This window comes from Salinimicrobium flavum, from assembly GCF_042684505.1.
GTDB lineage: Bacteria > Bacteroidota > Bacteroidia > Flavobacteriales > Flavobacteriaceae > Salinimicrobium > Salinimicrobium flavum.
In genome coordinates this window covers 402,349-421,011 of the sequence record NZ_JBHULT010000006.1, presented here as the reverse complement: position 1 = coordinate 421,011, position 18,663 = coordinate 402,349, and the positions used below count along the sequence as shown (strand labels likewise).

The following is an 18,663-nucleotide window of genomic DNA, read 5'->3' as shown; positions in this document are numbered from 1 at the left end:
TTCACTTTGAAGAGGCTTATTAGTTAAAAAAATTGAGAGGAAATTTCCTCTTTTAAGAACATAGAGCAGCAGAGGAAGCCAAGGGCTAACCCCTTCTTTTTCACCTTTATGAGGTTCTGGGTTTTTGTAAGTTTTTATCAAAAATTTAGATAAATCGCTAAATTTTATTCGGATAAAATCCGCCAGAACACCAGTATTCAAGGGTTTATTAAGAAAACTTTATTATATCGGGCTTTGTTAATAATGTTAATCAGCCTACTTTTGTTTTAACTAACTAATAAAAAATTAAACTCTTCAATATGAAACATCTAAGTAGATTTTTATTGGCTTCATTATGCATTTTGAGTTTTGGCGCTATGCAGGCTCAGAATGAAAATAATCCCTGGGCCGTAGGTTTGGGTATTAATGCGGTGGATTTCTATCCCACCGGTGAAGATGCACCCTTGGGTGAGTATTTTGACGAATTTTTCAATACAGGAGACCACTGGAACGTTCTTCCCGGGATCTCTAGACTTTCTGTAGCGAGAAACATTGGAGCAGGTTTCTATTTTGAAGCTGCCGGTTCTGTGAACCAATTAACTAAATTTGGAGATGACAGATGGGATGATCTTACTTATTATGCTTTAGATGGAACATTTAACTACAGCTTCCGTGGTGAAGACGGCTGGTTTGATCCGGTATTAGGTGCCGGTGCAGGTTATACCTGGGTAGATGACAATGGTCATGCTACTTTTGACGGAACCGGTGGAATTAATTTCTGGTTCTCAGATTTCTTTGCACTTACCGTACAAACCATGTACAAGCACGCCTTTGATGATGATTACAATTCACACTGGCAACATGCTGCCGGTATCAAATTCGCTATGGGTGGAAAAGATACTGATGGCGACGGTGTTTATGACAAGGATGACGAATGTCCTGAGGAGCCCGGTCTTGCTGAATTCAATGGATGTCCTGATTCTGACGGGGATGGGATTGAAGACCGTAATGACGAATGTCCTATGGAGGCAGGTACTGCTGAATTCAATGGATGTCCTGATACAGACGGGGATGGTATCTCTGATAACAAGGATGAATGTCCTACTGTTGCAGGTCTTGCCGAAATGAACGGTTGTCCTGATGCTGATGGTGACGGAATAAAAGACAGCGACGATGAGTGTCCAAATGAGGCCGGTCCTGCTGAAAACAACGGTTGTCCTTGGGAAGATAAAGATAACGACGGAGTTCTAGACAAAGATGATGAATGTCCTGAAGTGGCCGGAACTGTTGAAAACAACGGATGTCCTGAGCCAACGGTAGAAGTTATCGAGGAACTTAATGAATATTCAAGAACGATCTTGTTCGACCTTAATAAGTCTTCTATTCGTTCTGAATCTGAAGAGACTTTACAGTCTATCGCAGATATAATGAAAGAATACCCACAAACTATCTTCCACATTGAAGGACATACAGATAGTACAGGTAGTGAATCTTATAATGAGAAGCTATCAAGAGAAAGAGCTGCTTCTGTTAGACAATTCCTGATTGGAGCCGGTATACCTGAAAGCAGAATGACTTCTGAAGGTTACGGTGAAAGCCAGCCTATCGCTTCCAACAATACAGCTAAAGGAAGACAGGAAAACAGAAGGGTAGAGATCTCTCTTGACAAAGAAAGACAGATGAAAGAACCTGCTGAAGGTCAGGAGCAGGATACAACTGATACTGATGGAGAATAGTAAGAAATAAAAATTCTTTTGAAAAACGCCTCGATTTAATCGGGGCGTTTTTTTATTTTTAGGCATGATTCCATTCCTTACTCAAACCCTGAAAGAGCTACTTTCACGAGACATTCCCATTTCTGAATATACCTTCATCTTACCGGGCAAAAGGGCGGGATCCTATTTGGTCCATGAGTTAGGAAACCTCACCGGGGCACCCGTTTTTTCTCCTAAAATCCTGAGTATTGAAGATTTTGCCCAGGAAGTGGCGGGACTTAAATCTGTAGATAATATTACTGCGCTTTTTGAATTTTACAGTGCATATGTGACGTGTACCCCTAAAGAGGAAGTGGAGAACTTCGACACCTTTTCCTCCTGGGCACAAACTTTATTATATGACTTCAATGAGATAGACCGCTACCTTATTGATCCCGATCCTTTTTTTGGGTACCTGGCGAACATTCAGGAAATGAGCCACTGGTATCTGCAGGAGGAACGAACTCCACTAATGGAGAACTATCTTTCCTTCTGGAATAAATTACCGGTGTATTATCAACAGTTAAAAAAGCAGCTTCAGGAAAAGGATATGGCCTACCAGGGCATGGTTTACAGGAGAGCTTCCGAAAAGATCGATGAATATATTCAAAACAATACTTCCCTGCATATTTTTGCCGGGTTCAACGCCCTGAATAATGCTGAACAGGAAATCTTTCAACAAATGCTCAGGGCCGGGGCCGCAGAAGTATTTTGGGATATAGATGAGGTATTTCTTAAGGACGAACAACATGACGTTTCGCTGTTTATGAGGCAGTACCTCAAGAACTGGCCTTTTTACCGGGATAAAGAATTCAGAACGGTTTCCTTAGATTTTAGCAAGAAAAAAGAGATCGAGATCATTGGGATTCCCAAAAATATTGGTCAGGCAAAATTCGTGGGGGAGATCCTTGCAAAATTACCTCCGGAAGAAGTAAGGAATACTGCCGTGGTGTTGGGAGATGAAAGCCTGTTGCTTCCGGTATTGAATTCCCTTCCTCCTAATATAGTTGAGGTAAATGTTACGATGGGATTCTCTTTGAAGAATGCACCTGTAGCTTTTCTTTTTGAAGACCTGTTGAAAATGCATTCCACCGGGAAGGACGACTGGTATTATAAGGACCTGTTGTCTATTAGTAATCACCCTCTTCTTTTAAGGATAACCGGTGGCGCTTCGGGACTGCTTTCCGAAGAGATCAGGAAACAGAACCTGGTCTATGTATCCTCAGACTTTATTCTCAACCTTGCTCCCGAAAAAAGCCGGAAAATTCATGAATTGTGTTTTACCTCATGGGGAGAGAAACCCGGGGAAGCAATTACCAGGATTAGGCAACTCATTTATGAGATAAAGCAAGGGTTGGATCCCGGAAAGGATAAACTTACATTAGAATTCCTGTATCAATTCCATATACTAATCAATAAGCTTAATAACCTGCTGCTGGAATACACCCACATTACCTCTTTAAAAACCCTTTTTTCGATCTACAAAGATCTTGTTTCAGGTCAGAGCGTGGATTTCCGTGGAAAACCCTTTACAGGACTGCAAGTTATGGGAATGCTGGAGTCACGGGTGCTCGACTTCAAGAATGTCATCCTTCTTTCGGTCAATGAGGGGGTGCTTCCCGCCGGAAAAAGCAGTAATTCCTTTATTCCCTATGACCTGAAATGCGCTTACAACCTACCCACCTACAAGGAGAAAGATGCAGTATATGCTTATCATTTTTACCATTTAATGCAAAGGGCAGAAAACCTGAGACTGTTGTATAATACAGAAACTGACGGACTAAACGCAGGGGAAAAAAGCAGGTTCCTGCTACAGCTGGAGATTGAGCCCCTGGTAAATCACAGGATCTCAGCCTACACAGTTGCCCCCGAAGTGCCAGCCATTCAAAACGACCTTAAAATCGTTAAGAAGAATAAGGATATAATGAACAGGATCAGGGAGCTCGCCCAAAGAGGTTTTTCTCCATCTGCTCTTACAACCTATATTAGGAATCCCCTGGATTTTTATAAACAATACATTCTTAACATTAGAGAAAGAGAGGAAGTAGAAGAGACCGTAGCCTTTAACACCCTGGGAACCGTAGTTCACGATACACTGGAGGAATTTTACATGGCCTGGGAAAACCGGGAACTAACGGTGGACAAACTCGAAGCAGCTATAAAAGCAACTCCGCAGGAGATCGAGAAACAGTTTAGGGAACACTACAGTTCAGGTCCTTTAAACCGGGGGAAGAACCTTCTTATTTTCGAGGTAGCCAAACGCTATGTAATTAATTTTCTGAAGAGTGAAATAAAAACTTTAAAAGAAGGGAACAGCATAAAGATCATGCAGGTGGAAAACAAGCTTAATTCAGGTTTTTCCATCGCGGCACTTGATTTCCCGGTGAACCTGAAGGGAACTGTTGACCGGGTGGATGAATTTAACGGGAAGCTGAGGATCATTGATTATAAGACCGGGAAAGTAGATCAGAATAAGGTGGAAATTGTAGACTGGGAGGACATAAGCAGTGACTACGATAAATATTCAAAACCTTTTCAGATCTTAATGTATGCTTGTCTGCTGGATGCTCAAAATCCCATCACAGAATCGGTGGAGGCAGGGATCATTTCCTTCAAGAACCTGCAGAACGGATTCCTGAAATTCTCCAAAAAAGACAAGAATGGCCGGGGAGCGGTAAAAGATCAGGATATTACTCGGGAAACCCTCAGCGCCTTTAAAGAGCAACTGGAAAAACTGATCCTTGAGATCTGCGATCCTAATATTCCTTTTACTGAAAAAGAAATAAAACAAAAATCATGGTAATCAAAAAGCATAAAAATATCGCACTTCAGGGAAAACATGGCCGGCCGGTCATTACTGATCTATTTTTCACCGAAGAAGGCGGAAATAAACCGGTGGTGATCTTTTGTCATGGATATAAAGGATTTAAAGATTGGGGAGCCTGGAACTTGATGGCAGAAGAATTTGCAAAAAAAGGCAATATGTTCATTAAATTCAATTTTGCTTTCAATGGCGGTACGCTGGAGCAACCCATTGATTTCCCCGATCTGGATGCATTTGGAGAGAATACCTACACCAAGGAACTGGATGACCTGGAAGTGCTCCTAGACTGGTTGTGTAGCCCCGAATTTCCTTATCCTGAAATGGCGAATACCTCAGATATTACTTTAATGGGACACTCCCGGGGAGGAGGGGTTGTGGTCATAAAAGCCGCCGAAGATAGAAGGATCAAGAAACTAATCACCCTGGCTGCAGTGAGTGATTTTGGCGACCGGTTTCCTCAAGGGGAAGAATTGAGGGCCTGGGAACAAAAAGGAATCGCCTATATTGAAAATACCCGCACTAAACAGCAAATGCCTCACCTGTTTGAGTTCTATGAAGATTTCATTAAAAACGAAGAAAGGTTAACCATCTCCCGTGCTGCAAAAGAACTGCAGATCCCGGTGTTAATCATTCACGGTACCGCAGATCCCACGGTGGAACTTAAGGATGCTAATCAACTCCATAATTGGATAAGGGGTTCAGAAATGTTCCTTCTGGAAGGGAGTGATCATGTTTTTGAGTCTTCCCACCCCTGGAATCAAAGTCACCTTTCAGACGCTATGAAAAAGATCGTCGAAAAGGTAGCAGGGTTTGTGGAAGAAAACTAACCTGAGGCAGCTCTAAAATACCGCCCCGATGCTTCGGGGGAACCTATGGCCTTTTTGAAGAGAAATAAGGGGAAACAAAAAAACCACTGCTTTCACAGTGGTTTTTGGTGGAGAATATCGGAGTCGAACCGATGACCTTTTGGCTGCCAGCCAAACGCTCTAGCCAGCTGAGCTAATCCCCCGACTAATATTGAGGGCAAATGTAATTAAATTATTTATACGAGTAAAGGGTTTATTTCTTTATGATAAAAATTATTTTTGTGATTCCTGATATAATTTCATGATACGAAAAGCTACACTTTCTGATCTCAACACCGTAAAAACTTTGACCGGGTCTTGTGCCCAGGTCATGCAGAAAAATGGAATTTTTCAGTGGAATGATCATTACCCGTCCAGGGCTATACTGGGAAAAGACATCGATCGGGAGGAACTTTTTGTCCTGGAGGAGAAAGGGAGGATCCTTGGGATCATCGCTTTGACTCCCGTTATGGACGAAGAATATATTCCTGTAAAATGGCTTACCCCAAATGGGAAGAACCTTTATGTACACCGTTTGGCAACGCACCCTTCGGTTTGGGGAGCCGGGTACGGGCAAAAACTGATGGAATTTGCTGAAAAAACGGCTCTGGAAGAAGGATACCTGTCGGTAAGGCTGGATACCTTCAGCAGAAACAAGCGAAATCAGAAATTTTATGAGAGCAGGGGATATATAAGATTGGAAAATGTTTTCTTTCCGGAACAAAGTGATGATCCGTTTTTCTGCTATGAAAAGATCCTGGAATAATGAGTAGGGTCTCCTTCAAGGAAATAAACCGACTTGCTATACCGGCCATAATTGCCGGGATCGCTGAACCACTGATCTCCCTTACAGACATAGCCATAATAGGAAATGTGGATCGCGACCCTGTAGAAGCGCTTGCCGCCGCGGGTTTAGTAGGTTCCTTTCTTTCAGCGATCATTTGGATCGTAGCCCAGACCAAAACCTCGATTTCTGCCCTCGTATCTCAGCACCTTGGGGCAAACCGCCTGCATGCGGTCAAGACCCTGGTGCCGCAGGCTATCTTTTTCAACTTCCTGCTAAGTCTATTTATCTATGTGGTAACCGCTTATTTTGCAGGTGCCATTTTCAGGGCATACAACGCGCAAGGCCTGGTATTGAATTATGCGGCCGACTATTACCAGATAAGGGCACTGGGATATCCACTCACCCTTGTGACCTTTGCACTTTTTGGGGTGTTCAGGGGTTTGCAGAATACACTATGGGCTATGAAATGTAGTCTTACAGGAGCCTTTCTGAATGTTGGATTGGATTATTTACTGGTTTACGGAATAGACGGTTACCTCCCTGCTATGCACCTGCAGGGTGCGGCAATAGCCAGTGTGATCTCACAGGCGGTGATGCTTGTCATGGCCTTATACTTCTTTTTCAGCAAAACTCCATTCGGGCTGCGGCTAAGTACCAGGATCAATCCGCAGATGCGGGGCCTGCTGCTTATGAGTGCCAACCTGTTTGTTCGTACCGCTGCTCTTAATTTCGCCATTTATCTGGCGAATGCATACGCCACAGGATACGGGAAGAACTACATTGCTGCGCAGAGTATCCTGATGAACATCTGGTTATTCTTTAGTTTTTTCATTGATGGGTATGCCAATGCCGGAAATGCCATTTCGGGAAGGTTATTGGGAGCGAAAGATTATAAGCGACTTTGGAACCTGAGTATAGACATAAGTAAATACTCCATAATTATTGCCATAACCCTTATTGGGATCTGTAGCCTGTTTTACGACGAGATTGGCAGACTGTTCACCAAAGAGGAATCTGTGCTGGTATTATTCTCATCGGTCTTTTGGATGGTCTTATTCATGCAGCCCGTCAATGCTGTGGCTTTCATGTTCGACGGTATCTTTAAAGGCCTGGGGGAAGCGAAATATCTACGGAATGTACTTCTTTTTGCCACTTTCCTGGGATTCACTCCTGTGCTTTTACTCGGCGACTACTTCGGAATGAAACTGTACGCCATCTGGTTCGCCTTTTTTGTGTGGATGATTATCCGAAGCAGTGCACTCGTGATAAAATTTCGCAGGAAATATCTTAAAAAGGAGGCTTAGCCCAACATCTGCTCTTTGATTTTATTTCGTAAAGTGTACCTTTACAGGTAAAGCAGAATTTCTATGACCACCAACCGAGAGAACGGAAGCCTCTATACCCATATTACCCACGGGATCGCCACTATAGAATTCGGTCACCCGGCGGGTAATTCCTTTCCTTCAGAATTACTTGAAAGACTGGAGAAAGCTTTTAAAGAATTGTCAGATGATGAGCAGGTAAAGCTTATTGTACTCAGGTCTGAGGGAGAAAAGGCTTTTTGTGCGGGGGCATCTTTTGACGAGCTTATGGCAGTTGAAAATATGCAGCAGGGGAAGATCTTTTTTTCCGGCTTTGCAAATGTGATCAACGCGATGAGGACATGTAAAAAACTTGTTATTGGAAGGATACACGGTAAGACAGTGGGAGGTGGCGTTGGTCTTGCGGCAGCCTGTGACTATTGTTTTGCTACTGAACAGGCGGCTATTAAGTTGTCTGAACTAAGTATAGGAATTGGTCCTTTTGTGATCGCACCTGCTATAGAACGCAAAATGGGAATCGCTGCCCTGGCAGAACTTTCCCTGGCTGCACATGAGTGGAAAAATGCTTATTGGGCGAAAGAAAAGGGGTTGTATGCAAGGGTTTTTGAATCAATTCCTGAAATGGATAAAGAACTTGAATTCTTCACTGAAAGACTCGCAGGATATAATCCGGCAGCTCTAAATGAAATGAAGCAGGTGTTGTGGGATGGAACTTCCAAGTGGGATTCGTTGCTACCTGAGAGGGCTGCTATTTCGGGCGAATTGGTCCTTTCAGAATTTACCAGAAATGCACTTTCAAAATTTAAAAAATGAATATGAGCTCCTTATTAATCCAGGCCGCAGAAGAGACTTCAAAAAGCATTCCTTACCAAATAGGTTATACCATAGGCCATTTAGTTGGAAGTCATCTTTTCGAAACAATTACAGCACTGGTTTTAATTATTGCGACTGTGGTATATTTTTCTTTTTTCCGCAGCAAAAAGAACAGGAAAACCCGCGTGTGATTTTCCATTAAATCCTTAAAATATGAATATTCAGCAAGAACATTTACCTAAGGACAAACCCGCAACTGAAGACCAGGAATGGGGATTTTCTGTAGAGACGTTCCTGGAGGACAACTGGCTCTATCTGCTGGCAATTATTTTTTTGCTGGGCATATTTTATTATGCCCGGTACAGCTGGCGTAAACGACATGAAAATGGATCAAAATGATGTTCCCGTTAACGAGGAAACCTTTGACATCTTAACCTTTTTAAGCGGAACCGGTTTTTGGCTCCTTATTGCCCTGGCCCTTATTGGGGTAGTGCTTTATAAAAAGTTGAAGAAGAAAAAGTAGGTTACCGCGTCTTTAACCATCCGGTAATACTGAGGCGCTCTGTTTTTACGGGTTTCACCTCATGCTCCAGAATCTGGCTTTCAAAGATCACCACTCTTCCCGGAAACGGGTAGATAATCTTCTCGATCTCTTTTCCGTGGTCATTAAGATAGATCACTAATTCCCCGCCATATTCGGGTTTCCAGTCCTGCTCATTTAAATAACATACCAGGGAAAGCTTCCTCCTGTCATCATTCTGAAAAGTATCCAGATGTCTTTTGTAGAAAGTTCCTTCAGGATAAAGGGCATAGTGGAATTCCTTGTGGAGGATCCCAAGGTAACAGGTCTTATTCAGGTATTCAACAAAATTGTTGATCTTACTGAAAAATATCTTTTCTGCCTCCTCTGCCTTAGCCTCATTTAGCCAAAGAATAAAATCACCCCGAATAGACCTTGCGATCACTTCATTCGTTCTGTTCCCTATTGCAGCCTTCTTGAAATTATCCTCTTCATATTTCTCCATCAGAGAATTCCTTAGCTGTTCCACCTGGACAGGATCAAAGAAGTTTTCAATAATAGAATATTTCTGTTCCAGGAGGTCTGAAATTATCTTTTCGTAAAGCGGATTTTCTTCTATTATCTGCATTGCTTAAATTTTTGGGCCTGCAAAGGTATTTGTAAATATAATATCCAGCAGAAAAACATTTTTGAAAATATATTCTAAGGGAGTAAGCTTAAATTCGAGTCGATATAGGGGCGGTAAAAAAGCATTATCTTTGCAAAAAATATTTTCATGGGTTTGATAAGGATCACAAAACAGTTCTCATTTGAAACAGGACACGCGCTTTATGGTTACGACGGCAAATGCAAGAACGTTCACGGGCACAGTTATAAACTGGCGGTGACTGTTATTGGAGAGCCTATTCGGGATACAAAGAACGTAAAACTGGGGATGGTGATTGATTTTGGCGACCTTAAAAAGATCGTTAAGCAGGAGGTGGTCGATGTTTTTGACCATGCGACCGTTTTCAACCAAAACACTCCGCATGTAGAGCTGGCGAAAGAACTGGAAGAAAGGGACCATAATGTGATCCTTGTGGATTATCAGCCTACCAGCGAAAATATGATACAGGATTTCGCCACAAAGATCAAATCCCGTCTTCCCCACCATATCAAGTTGTTCTCTCTGCGCCTTCAGGAGACAGAGACTTCTTATGCAGAATGGTATGCTTCAGATAATGCCTGATCCTGTTACGACGGCCCGGGATATCCGAAAATAAAATTATTTGCTACCCCTAATTCTTCAGGGAGAATTGCATGGCCACCATCTTTATATATCGCCAGTTTCACCCTGGCATTTTTATTTTCAAGTATCTCTGCTGTTCTGTTAACTCTCTCAACAGGAACATGGGCATCCGGATCACTTGTAGCTAAATAAACCGGTGTTTGCTCAAAATTGGTGAGGTAATCCCCGGTGTTGATGTTCTTTCCTATAAGTCCGCCTATTATGGCAATTACGCCACCGTATTTCTTTGCGTTCCTGGTGACATATTCCAGGGTAAGACAAGCCCCTTGAGAAAATCCGAAGAAGTAGATGTTTTCAGAAGGGATCCCTTTTGAATTGAGTTCAATTTCCAGTTCCCCGAGCAACTCCAGGGCTGAATCCAGCCAGGGCTGATTTTGTTCTACGGGAGCCATGAATGAGAGCGGGTACCAGCTGTTGTTATAAGCCTGTGGAGCCACAATGGCAAAGTTCTCTATTTTCAAATGAGTGGCTACCTCCATGATATCTTCGGCCGTGCCTCCCCGACCGTGGATCATTACCAGTACTTTTTTTGCATTTTCTATGGGTGTTCCGCTGTATTTAAAATCTTTCTTGTGTAACATTATTTGAATTTTTTTGGATCTGGTTTGACGGGTTTTATCGCCTTTTCAATTATGGCTCTTTTGGATTCATACTGCTGCGGAAGCATTAGCCCTTCCCCCAGATTTTCGAGAGTTTCATCTATGGCAAATCCGGGTTCAGCTGTAGCGACTTCAAACAGGACCCCACCCGGCTCCCGGAAGTAAATAGATTCAAAATACTGCCGGTCAAGAACGGGAGTAGGGTTAAATCCTGCATTCAAAAGTTTCTCCCTGGTGAGGAGCTGACTTTCCTTATTGGCTGTAGAAAAGGCGAGGTGGTGAACGGTCCCCCCACCTCCTAGTCCGCGAAGACTATCAGGCGAACAGAGGATATCAACATAATTTCCCGGTGCATCTGTTGCAGCAAACCTGAACCTGTTACCCTTTTCGGCAATAAGCTTATGGTCCAAAACTCCAGTCAGTAATCCTGCAGTGCGCTCATAACCTTCCTGCCATATCTCTACATTATGGAAACCTTTGACAGCATATTCTGAGGGAATGTTTCCGTAGGTGAATCCAGGCCGGGAATCTTTGTCATTGAAGACCAGTTCAAGACCAAGACCATCGGGGTCTTCAAAGTAAATGGTAGCCTCCCCTTCAAACCTGTCCTGTGCCGGTGTGAACTTAACATTGTATTGTTTGAACCTGTTTTCCCAAAAGCTCATGGAGGTGGTGGGAACCGAAAAAGTGGTAACATTCAGCATCCCTTTCCCATGCCTGCCTTTTTGAATTCCTTCATAAGGAAAGAACGTCATTATCGTTCCCGGCTCCCCGGTTTCATTGCCGTAGTAAAAATGGTAAACATCGGGTGCATCAAAATTCACCGTCTTTTTCACCATTCTCAAACCCAGGATACCTGTATAGAAGTCGAGGTTACGCTGCGGATCTCCGGCGAGGGCGGTGACGTGGTGGATCCCGGTGATGTTTTTCTTCATGGCCTGTTTTTCCTAAAGTTAATATTCTTTACCTGAAAAACAAAGAAGGGGGATGTTGCAAGGAAGCCGATTTCTGCTTTTGCTTTTATCTTAGCAGTTTTTAACTATATATTTACAACTGAAAATATTTTAAATGGAAATCCCCACAGGTAAAAAGATCTATTTTTCAAGTGATAACCATCTTGGAGCACCTACTGCGGAAGAAAGTCGTCGCCGTGAAGAGAAATTCGTGGCATGGCTCGAAAAGGTGAGCGAAGACGCTGCAGCGATCTTTTTGCTGGGAGATCTTTTCGATTTTTGGTTTGAATATAAATATGTGGTCCCAAAGGGATTTGTGCGGGTGCTGGGGAAACTTGCAGAGATAAGGGACAGTGGCACTCCTGTTTACTTCTTTGTTGGGAATCATGATCTGTGGATGGATGATTATTTTGAAAAGGAGCTTGGTATTCCTGTATTTCATAAACCGAAGGAATTCAACTTCAATAATAAAAAATTCCTGATAGGTCACGGTGATGGCCTGGGACCGGGAGATAAAGGCTTTAAAAGGATGAAAAAGGTATTTACCAATCCTTTCGCCAAATGGCTCTACCGCTGGTTGCACCCCGACCTGGGTGTTCCCCTGGCACAATATTTTTCTGTAAAGAACAAAATGATCTCGGGAGATGAAGATGTGAAATTCCTGGGAGAAGAAAATGAATGGCTTATCCAATACTGCCGCAAAAAGCTGGAGACCCAACATTACGACTACTTTATCTTCGGACACAGGCATCTTCCACTAGATATCAAATTACAGGAGGATTCCACCTATATGAATCTGGGAGACTGGATCAATTTTTATACTTACGGGGTTTATGACGGGAAAGAACTACTGCTTAAAGAGTGGAAGGATCCTGAGTCTTAGAACCTGTTAACAGGTGCCGGGGATTTCTGCCTGTACGGTATTGCAAGGGTGGTTCAACAGGAAGGTAATAAAAGTGATCCATCAAACCATCTGCTCATGCAAGCCATGGCTTCAAAGGTGGTCTTTTAAAATGCCTTTTCGGGAATTACTTTCTAAAGAAGTAAAAGTGAATTGCTGAGATTTTTATGGGTTTATACAAAATAAAAAAGGTGGATAGCTCCACCTTTTTTGCCCCAAATCTACCATGAACTTAACCTACTTATGTTATGGCTCTGCTAAGATAAGACATATTGTGTGTCTTCTACGATATTTTTAGATGAACTACCTAAATATTAGTTATAATACACGCAGCCAAATATAACTGTCAGAAAATCAGTGTTATATCAATAGGCGCGGTCTGTATTTCCTTCGTAAAAGTTCATAAATGCCCTGTTAACCACCCTGTTACCTCCGTGGGTGGGATAATTACCCGTAAAATACCAGTCGCCCAGATTGAGAGGACAAGCCTGGTGAAGGTTTTCCACGGTTTGATAAATGATCTTTACTTCAGCTTTAACGCTCTCTTCGCTTAAGAGCTCTGAGATCTTATCTGAGATCTCCTCATTTGTAAAAGGATCATAGATCTCTTTCACAAAATTGCGGACTTCACTGTCTTCAAGATCGACCTGTTTTCTGCATTTTTCATAAACCTCCTCAACGATATCATATTTTCCGGTCTCTTTCAGTAACTCAAGAGCAGCCTGGAAAGCTACCAGGTTCTCGAGCCTTGCCATATCTATCCCGTAACAGTCTGGATAGCGGATCTGCGGGGCAGAGGAGACCACAATTATCTTTTTAGGATTAAGACGGTCCATCATCTTAATGATACTTTTCTTTAAGGTAGTACCGCGTACGATACTGTCATCAATGATAACCAGATTATCTTCGGGCTTAACCACTCCGTAAGTGACATCGTAAACGTGGGCTACAAGGTCATCCCGACTACTGTCCTCGGTGATAAAAGTACGTAGTTTGGCATCTTTGATGGCGATCTTTTCTGTCCTCAACCGGTGGGCAAGGATCTCCTCAAGGCGTGCATCTGTAAGAGTTTCTCTTTCAGAAAGAATAGCCTCGTTCTTTTGTTTGTTCAGCTCATCCTGCGCTGCTTCTACCATTCCGTAGAAAGAGGTTTCAGCGGTATTGGGAATAAATGAGAAAACTGTATTGACCGTGTCATGATCTATTGCCTTCAGCACCTCAGGCATCAGCAGTTTTCCCAGCATTTTTCGCTCGTTATATATTTCGGCATCACTTCCGCGGGAAAAATAAATTCGCTCAAATGAACAAGCTTTTCTTTCGAGCGGTTCCAGGATCTGTTTGATGCGTACCTCACCGCTTTTTTTGGTGATAATGGCATGACCCGGTGGTAATTCTTTAACGTTCTCAAAATCGACGTTGAATACTGTTTGAATTACAGGCCTTTCCGAAGCAACTACAACCACTTCCTCATCCTGGTAATAATACGCCGGTCTGATCCCCGCAGGATCACGAAGTACAAAAGAATCCCCGTGACCCAGTAAACCTGCCATAGCATAACCTCCATCCCAGTTCTTGGAAGATTTTCTCAGGATCTTGGTTATGTTAAGTTGTTCGGCAATAATTGGAGAGGCTTCAACTTTGCTGTAGCCTTCTTTCTTTAATTTTTTGTACAATTTGCGCACTTCATCATCCAGGAAGTGACCAATCTTCTCCATAACTGTAACGGTATCAGCTTTTTCTTTGGGGTGCTGGCCTAGCTCCACAAGATTATTGAAAAGCTGATGAACATTGGTCATGTTGAAGTTTCCTGCAACTATTAAATTTCTGTGCATCCAGTTATTTTGCCGCAGGAACGGATGAACGCTTTCCACGTCATTTTTTCCGAAGGTTCCATATCTAACATGCCCCAGGAAGAGTTCCCCAATGTAGGGGATATGTTTTTTCTGAAGGGCCACATCATCGGCATAGTCAGGGTTCTCCTTTATCGCGTTATTTATGCGTTGGTTGATCTGGTCAAAAATATCCTGAATAGGTTGAGCGGCATTGGAGCGTATTCTGCTAATGTAGCGGTCTCCGGGCTGAGTATTGAGCTTTATACTGGCAAAACCGGCGCCGTCCTGGCCGCGGTTGTGCTGTTTCTCCATCATCAGGTACATCTTGTTCACCCCGTAAAAAGCAGTGCCATATTTCTCTTTATAGTATTCGAGAGGTTTCAGCAGCCTTATCTGGGCAATTCCACATTCATGTTTTAAAGCGTCACTCATAAAAAACTTCCTTAAGTTGGGATCTCCCGTGAAAAAAATTAGTCACAAAAAAAGCCCTGAAATTACAGGGCGTTATATTATCAGGTTAAATTGATCTGGAACTGGGTTAAAGCCTTAAACTCTTCCAGCCGTTGATGCACTTCTTCTTTCTTTAGATCTTGCATTCGTTCTGTTCCGAATTTTTCGACGCAGAAGGATGCGAGGTTGGAACCGTAAATTACGGCATTCTTCATATTTTTAAAAGAGATGTCGCCGGTGTGGGCCAGATATCCGGTAAAACCTCCGGCAAAAGTGTCCCCTGCTCCCGTTGGGTCAAAAACTTCCTCAAGCGGTAAGGCCGGTGCAAAAAAGATCTGTTCGTCATGGAATAATAGGGCTCCGTGTTCCCCTTTCTTAATAACTACATATTTAGGACCCATTTCTGCGATCTTACGGGCTGCTTTCACTAAAGAATATTCGTCTGTAAGCTGTCTGGCTTCTTCATCATTAATAGTAAGAGCGTCAACTTTACCTATGACCGTCATGAGATCATCCCATGTATTGTCCATCCAGAAGTTCATGGTGTCAAGCACCACCAGTTTTGGGCGCTCCAGTTGCTCCAGCACACTAAGCTGAACCAGCGGATGCAGGTTGCCAAGCATTACTATATCGGGTGACTTGAAATCCTCGGGAACGACCGGTTGGAAGTTTGCCAGCACATTAAGCTGGGTGTCCAAAGTATCTCTGGAGTTAAGGTCATTGTGATATTTCCCACTCCAAAAGAAGGTTTTTCCACCTTTTACTATCTCGGTCCCGGTGATATCTATATTTCGTTCTTTTAACAGATCCAGGTACTCCTGTGGAAAGTCTTCTCCCACTACAGAAACGATGGCGCTGTCTATATCAAATTGTGCTGCAGAAAGGCCTATGTAGGTTGCTGCACCACCAAGTATCTTATCTGTTTTACCAAAAGGGGTTTCAATGGCGTCAAAAGCTACTGTACCCACTATTAATAACTTACTCATAGAATTTTTTAAGAATGAGGTGCAAATATACGTTTTTGTTTTTCAAGCCATAAAGGATGCGCAGCAAAAAAAGGTACTTAAAAAAGACCGTTCGATGCTCCTTCAAAACCTGAATCAATTAGCAGACGGGATGCTTTGGAGGCTTCTACCGCCAGCTGGTCGCAACGCTCATTCTGGGGGTGGTCATTGTGTCCCCTTATCCATTTGAACTTCACTTTATGCTTTCGGTATTCTTTCAGGAATTCGATCCAGAGGTCTACATTTTTTCGGTCCTTAAATCCTTTTTTCTCCCAATTGAATACCCAGCCTTTTTCGACTGCGTCTGCCACATATTTGGAATCTGTGAATACTACGGCAGTAGTTTCGGGATTTTTGAGCTTTTTTAGAGCCTCGATCACTGCCAGCAGTTCCATACGGTTATTGGTAGTGTGTTTGTAACCTTTGGAAAATTCTTTCCGGTAAGGTTTCCCCACCCATTCCATCACTATTCCGTAGCCACCGGGACCGGGGTTTCCTCTTGCTGCTCCGTCTGTGAAGATATGTACCTGTGGTTTAGTCATTTTTTGAAGGGAATAATAATTTTTCGATCACCTGCGGAAAATGTTCGTATTCCAGCTCATGTATCTTTTCAGCAATATCTTCGGCAGAATCTCCTGGTTTGACGGGGGTGGTGGCCTGAAATATTATTTCACCCTCGTCGTATTTCTCATTCACATAATGAATACTGATACCTGTTTCCAGTTCTTTTTGTTCTATGACAGCCCGATGGACGTTCATGCCATACATTCCCTTGCCTCCAAACTTCGGAAGCAGTGCCGGATGAAGGTTGATCACCCGGTTCGGGAAATTTTTGAGGATCTTGGCGGGAAAAACCCATAAGAAACCTGCCAGAACTATGAGATCGGGTTCAAGATCTTTCAGCACGTTGAGCACCTCGTTTGTTTCATAAAGCGCTTCCCGGTCAAAATGCAGGGCCTTGACCTTCAGTTCGTGTGCCCTTTTTAATACTTTGGCTGATCTTTTGTTTGAAAAAACCGCCAATACTTCTGCATTATCGGTTTTATTAAAGTACCTGATTATGTTTTCAGCATTCGACCCGTTTCCGGAAGCGAAGATGACGATTTTCTTTTTTGGTATTTTTCCGGAGCTCAGCAATAGTGAAGTCTTAACAATTATTAGGAGGTAAAAATAATTGCTTTACCTGAAAATTACGTAATTTCCCGTCACATTTTTAAAGTAAAAACAGGTTTTAAAATAAAGTTTTTTATTTTTGCCACTTAATTTAAAATTAAAAACACAAGTTATGTCAGACATTGCATCACGAGTAAAAGCGATTATCGTTGACAAATTAGGCGTTGACGAGAACGAAGTAGTAAACGAAGCTAGCTTCACCAACGACTTGGGCGCTGATTCATTAGACACAGTAGAATTGATCATGGAATTTGAAAAAGAATTCGACATTCAAATCCCAGACGATCAGGCAGAGAATATTGCTACTGTTGGTCAGGCAATTTCCTACATTGAAGACGCAAAGAAATAAAAAGTAAAAGACCCTTATGGAGTTAAAGCGAGTTGTAGTAACTGGATTAGGTGCACTTACCCCCATTGGAAACAATATTGAAGAATATTGGGAAGGCTTAAAAAGCGGTAAAAGTGGGTCTGCACCTATTACTTATTTCGATACTGAAAAGTTCAAAACTAAATTCGCTTGTGAACTCAAAGACTTTAAGGTTGAAGACTTCTTTGACCGTAAAGAGGCCAGGAAACTTGATAAATTCGCGCAGTATGCCATTGTAGCTTCAGATGAAGCTATTAAAGACTCGGGGATTGATCTTGATTCTGTTGATAAACTTAGGGTTGGAGTGATCTGGGGAGCAGGGATTGGAGGTCTGGAAACTTTCCAGGATGAGGTCCTCGCTTTCGGAAAAGGAGACGGAACGCCTCGTTTCAATCCTTTTTTTATCCCAAAGATGATCGCTGATATTGCCCCCGGGCATATTTCTATCCGCCACGGTTTCATGGGTCCAAACTACACCACTGTTTCCGCCTGTGCATCGGCAGCCAATGCTATTATTGATTCCCTTAACACCATTCGCTTAGGATTAAGTGACGTGATCGTGACGGGAGGATCTGAAGCAGCAGTTGCCCCTGCAGGAATGGGAGGTTTTAATGCAATGCATGCCCTTTCTACCCGTAATGAGAGCCCCGAAACCGCTTCAAGGCCTTTCGATGCTACCCGCGACGGATTTGTTTTGGGAGAAGGAGCAGGAGCCCTTATTCTTGAAGAATATGAACATGCAAAAGCACGTGGTGCCAAGATCTATGCAGAAGTTGTTGGAGGAGGATTATCTTCAGACGCTTATCACATGACAGCCCCTCACCCTGAAGGAATAGGTGTGGTTGCCGTGATGGAGAATTGTCTTAAAAACGCCGGAATGAAGCCCGAGGATGTTGATGCAATCAATACCCATGGTACTTCTACCCCGTTAGGAGATGTAGCCGAACTGAAGGCTATTAAAAAGGTTTTTGGGGAACATGCGAAAAATATCAACATCAATTCGACTAAATCAATGACAGGTCACCTTCTGGGAGCTGCAGGAGCTATTGAGGCCATTGCCTCAATACTTGCCATGAAGCATGGAATTGTACCACCTACCATCAACCATGAAACACCAGACGAGAATATTGACCCAGAATTAAACCTGACTCTGAACAAGGCCCAAAATCGGGATGTCAAGGTCGCAATGAGCAACACCTTTGGATTTGGAGGACACAACGCCTGCGTACTGTTCAAGAATTTGGAGGAATAG

Annotated in this window: 20 protein-coding genes and 1 tRNA gene; 13 read left to right on the top strand and 8 right to left on the bottom strand. The window is 42.9% G+C overall.

Going from position 1 to position 18,663, the window contains the following annotated elements:
• The first annotated feature begins 299 nt into the window (after positions 1-299).
• The 3 genes from ACFSTG_RS05280 (at position 300) to ACFSTG_RS05270 (ending at position 5,384) form a co-directional block, all read left to right on the top strand.
• A complete protein-coding gene (locus ACFSTG_RS05280; RefSeq protein ID WP_380749208.1) occupies positions 300-1,715 on the top strand; it encodes an OmpA family protein in 1,416 nt (471 codons plus the stop codon).
• A gap of 64 nt (positions 1,716-1,779) precedes the next feature.
• A complete protein-coding gene (locus ACFSTG_RS05275; protein ID WP_380749205.1) occupies positions 1,780-4,536 on the top strand; it encodes a PD-(D/E)XK nuclease family protein in 2,757 nt (918 codons plus the stop codon).
• Positions 4,530-5,384: an alpha/beta hydrolase family protein gene (locus tag ACFSTG_RS05270; RefSeq protein ID WP_380749202.1), complete on the top strand. Its 855-nt coding sequence runs from the start codon at positions 4,530-4,532 to the stop codon at positions 5,382-5,384. Before ACFSTG_RS05275 ends, ACFSTG_RS05270 begins: the two co-directional genes overlap by 7 nt.
• A gap of 105 nt (positions 5,385-5,489) precedes the next feature.
• Here the strand turns inward: ACFSTG_RS05270 and ACFSTG_RS05265 are convergent.
• Positions 5,490-5,566 (bottom strand) — tRNA-Ala (locus ACFSTG_RS05265).
• 98 nt (positions 5,567-5,664) lie between these two features.
• Here ACFSTG_RS05265 and ACFSTG_RS05260 point away from each other — a divergent pair.
• From ACFSTG_RS05260 to ACFSTG_RS05235, 6 genes are all read left to right on the top strand, one after another.
• Positions 5,665-6,168, top strand: a complete 504-nt coding sequence (locus ACFSTG_RS05260) for a GNAT family N-acetyltransferase (protein ID WP_380749199.1) — start codon at positions 5,665-5,667, stop codon at positions 6,166-6,168.
• Positions 6,168-7,493, top strand: coding sequence for an MATE family efflux transporter (locus ACFSTG_RS05255; RefSeq protein WP_380749196.1), 1,326 nt, complete (start codon positions 6,168-6,170; stop codon positions 7,491-7,493). Before ACFSTG_RS05260 ends, ACFSTG_RS05255 begins: the two co-directional genes overlap by 1 nt.
• A gap of 63 nt (positions 7,494-7,556) precedes the next feature.
• Entirely contained in the window at positions 7,557-8,324 is a 768-nt protein-coding gene (locus ACFSTG_RS05250; RefSeq protein ID WP_380749193.1) for an enoyl-CoA hydratase/isomerase family protein, read from the top strand.
• Positions 8,325-8,326: 2 nt separating this feature from the next.
• On the top strand, positions 8,327-8,515 hold the full coding sequence (locus ACFSTG_RS05245; protein ID WP_380749190.1) for a hypothetical protein: 189 nt from the start codon (positions 8,327-8,329) through the stop codon (positions 8,513-8,515).
• A gap of 22 nt (positions 8,516-8,537) precedes the next feature.
• Positions 8,538-8,723 carry a hypothetical protein gene (locus ACFSTG_RS05240; RefSeq protein ID WP_380749187.1) on the top strand — a complete coding sequence of 62 codons (186 nt, stop codon included), beginning with the start codon at positions 8,538-8,540 and terminating at the stop codon, positions 8,721-8,723.
• Positions 8,710-8,847: a hypothetical protein gene (locus tag ACFSTG_RS05235; protein ID WP_380749184.1), complete on the top strand. Its 138-nt coding sequence runs from the start codon at positions 8,710-8,712 to the stop codon at positions 8,845-8,847. Before ACFSTG_RS05240 ends, ACFSTG_RS05235 begins: the two co-directional genes overlap by 14 nt.
• A gap of 1 nt (position 8,848) precedes the next feature.
• Here ACFSTG_RS05235 and ACFSTG_RS05230 read toward each other — a convergent pair whose 3' ends face one another.
• Entirely contained in the window at positions 8,849-9,472 is a 624-nt protein-coding gene (locus tag ACFSTG_RS05230) for a 2OG-Fe(II) oxygenase (RefSeq protein ID WP_380749181.1), read from the bottom strand.
• A 147-nt stretch (positions 9,473-9,619) separates the two neighbouring features.
• Between ACFSTG_RS05230 and ACFSTG_RS05225 the strand changes: the two genes are divergently transcribed.
• Positions 9,620-10,072 carry a 6-pyruvoyl trahydropterin synthase family protein gene (locus ACFSTG_RS05225; protein ID WP_380749177.1) on the top strand — a complete coding sequence of 151 codons (453 nt, stop codon included), beginning with the start codon at positions 9,620-9,622 and terminating at the stop codon, positions 10,070-10,072.
• Between the two features lie 5 nt (positions 10,073-10,077).
• Here the strand turns inward: ACFSTG_RS05225 and ACFSTG_RS05220 are convergent, their stop codons facing one another.
• Positions 10,078-10,713, bottom strand: coding sequence for an alpha/beta hydrolase (locus ACFSTG_RS05220; RefSeq protein ID WP_380749174.1), 636 nt, complete (start codon positions 10,711-10,713; stop codon positions 10,078-10,080).
• Positions 10,713-11,666, bottom strand: a complete 954-nt coding sequence (locus tag ACFSTG_RS05215; RefSeq protein WP_380749171.1) for a VOC family protein — start codon at positions 11,664-11,666, stop codon at positions 10,713-10,715. Before ACFSTG_RS05215 ends, ACFSTG_RS05220 begins: the two co-directional genes overlap by 1 nt.
• Before the next feature lie 133 nt (positions 11,667-11,799).
• Here ACFSTG_RS05215 and ACFSTG_RS05210 point away from each other — a divergent pair, with 133 nt between their 5' ends.
• Positions 11,800-12,567, top strand: coding sequence for a UDP-2,3-diacylglucosamine diphosphatase (locus tag ACFSTG_RS05210; RefSeq protein WP_380749168.1), 768 nt, complete (start codon positions 11,800-11,802; stop codon positions 12,565-12,567).
• Positions 12,568-12,950: 383 nt separating this feature from the next.
• Here ACFSTG_RS05210 and ACFSTG_RS05205 read toward each other — a convergent pair whose 3' ends face one another.
• From ACFSTG_RS05205 to purN, 4 genes are all read right to left on the bottom strand, one after another.
• On the bottom strand, positions 12,951-14,849 hold the full coding sequence (locus tag ACFSTG_RS05205; protein WP_380749165.1) for an amidophosphoribosyltransferase: 1,899 nt from the start codon (positions 14,847-14,849) through the stop codon (positions 12,951-12,953).
• 80 nt (positions 14,850-14,929) lie between these two features.
• Positions 14,930-15,853, bottom strand: coding sequence for a PfkB family carbohydrate kinase (locus ACFSTG_RS05200; RefSeq protein ID WP_380749162.1), 924 nt, complete (start codon positions 15,851-15,853; stop codon positions 14,930-14,932).
• A gap of 77 nt (positions 15,854-15,930) precedes the next feature.
• Entirely contained in the window at positions 15,931-16,413 is a 483-nt protein-coding gene (gene rnhA, locus ACFSTG_RS05195; RefSeq protein ID WP_380749159.1) for a ribonuclease HI, read from the bottom strand.
• On the bottom strand, positions 16,406-17,008 hold the full coding sequence (purN, locus tag ACFSTG_RS05190) for a phosphoribosylglycinamide formyltransferase (protein WP_380749156.1): 603 nt from the start codon (positions 17,006-17,008) through the stop codon (positions 16,406-16,408). The genes rnhA and purN overlap by 8 nt, the downstream gene beginning before the upstream one ends.
• A 148-nt stretch (positions 17,009-17,156) precedes the next feature.
• Between purN and ACFSTG_RS05185 the strand changes: the two genes are divergently transcribed.
• The gene (locus tag ACFSTG_RS05185; protein WP_013069791.1) at positions 17,157-17,393 is read left to right on the top strand and encodes an acyl carrier protein; all 237 of its coding nucleotides are present in this window, start codon (positions 17,157-17,159) and stop codon (positions 17,391-17,393) included.
• 16 nt (positions 17,394-17,409) lie between these two features.
• On the top strand, positions 17,410-18,663 hold the full coding sequence (fabF, locus tag ACFSTG_RS05180; protein WP_380749153.1) for a beta-ketoacyl-ACP synthase II: 1,254 nt from the start codon (positions 17,410-17,412) through the stop codon (positions 18,661-18,663).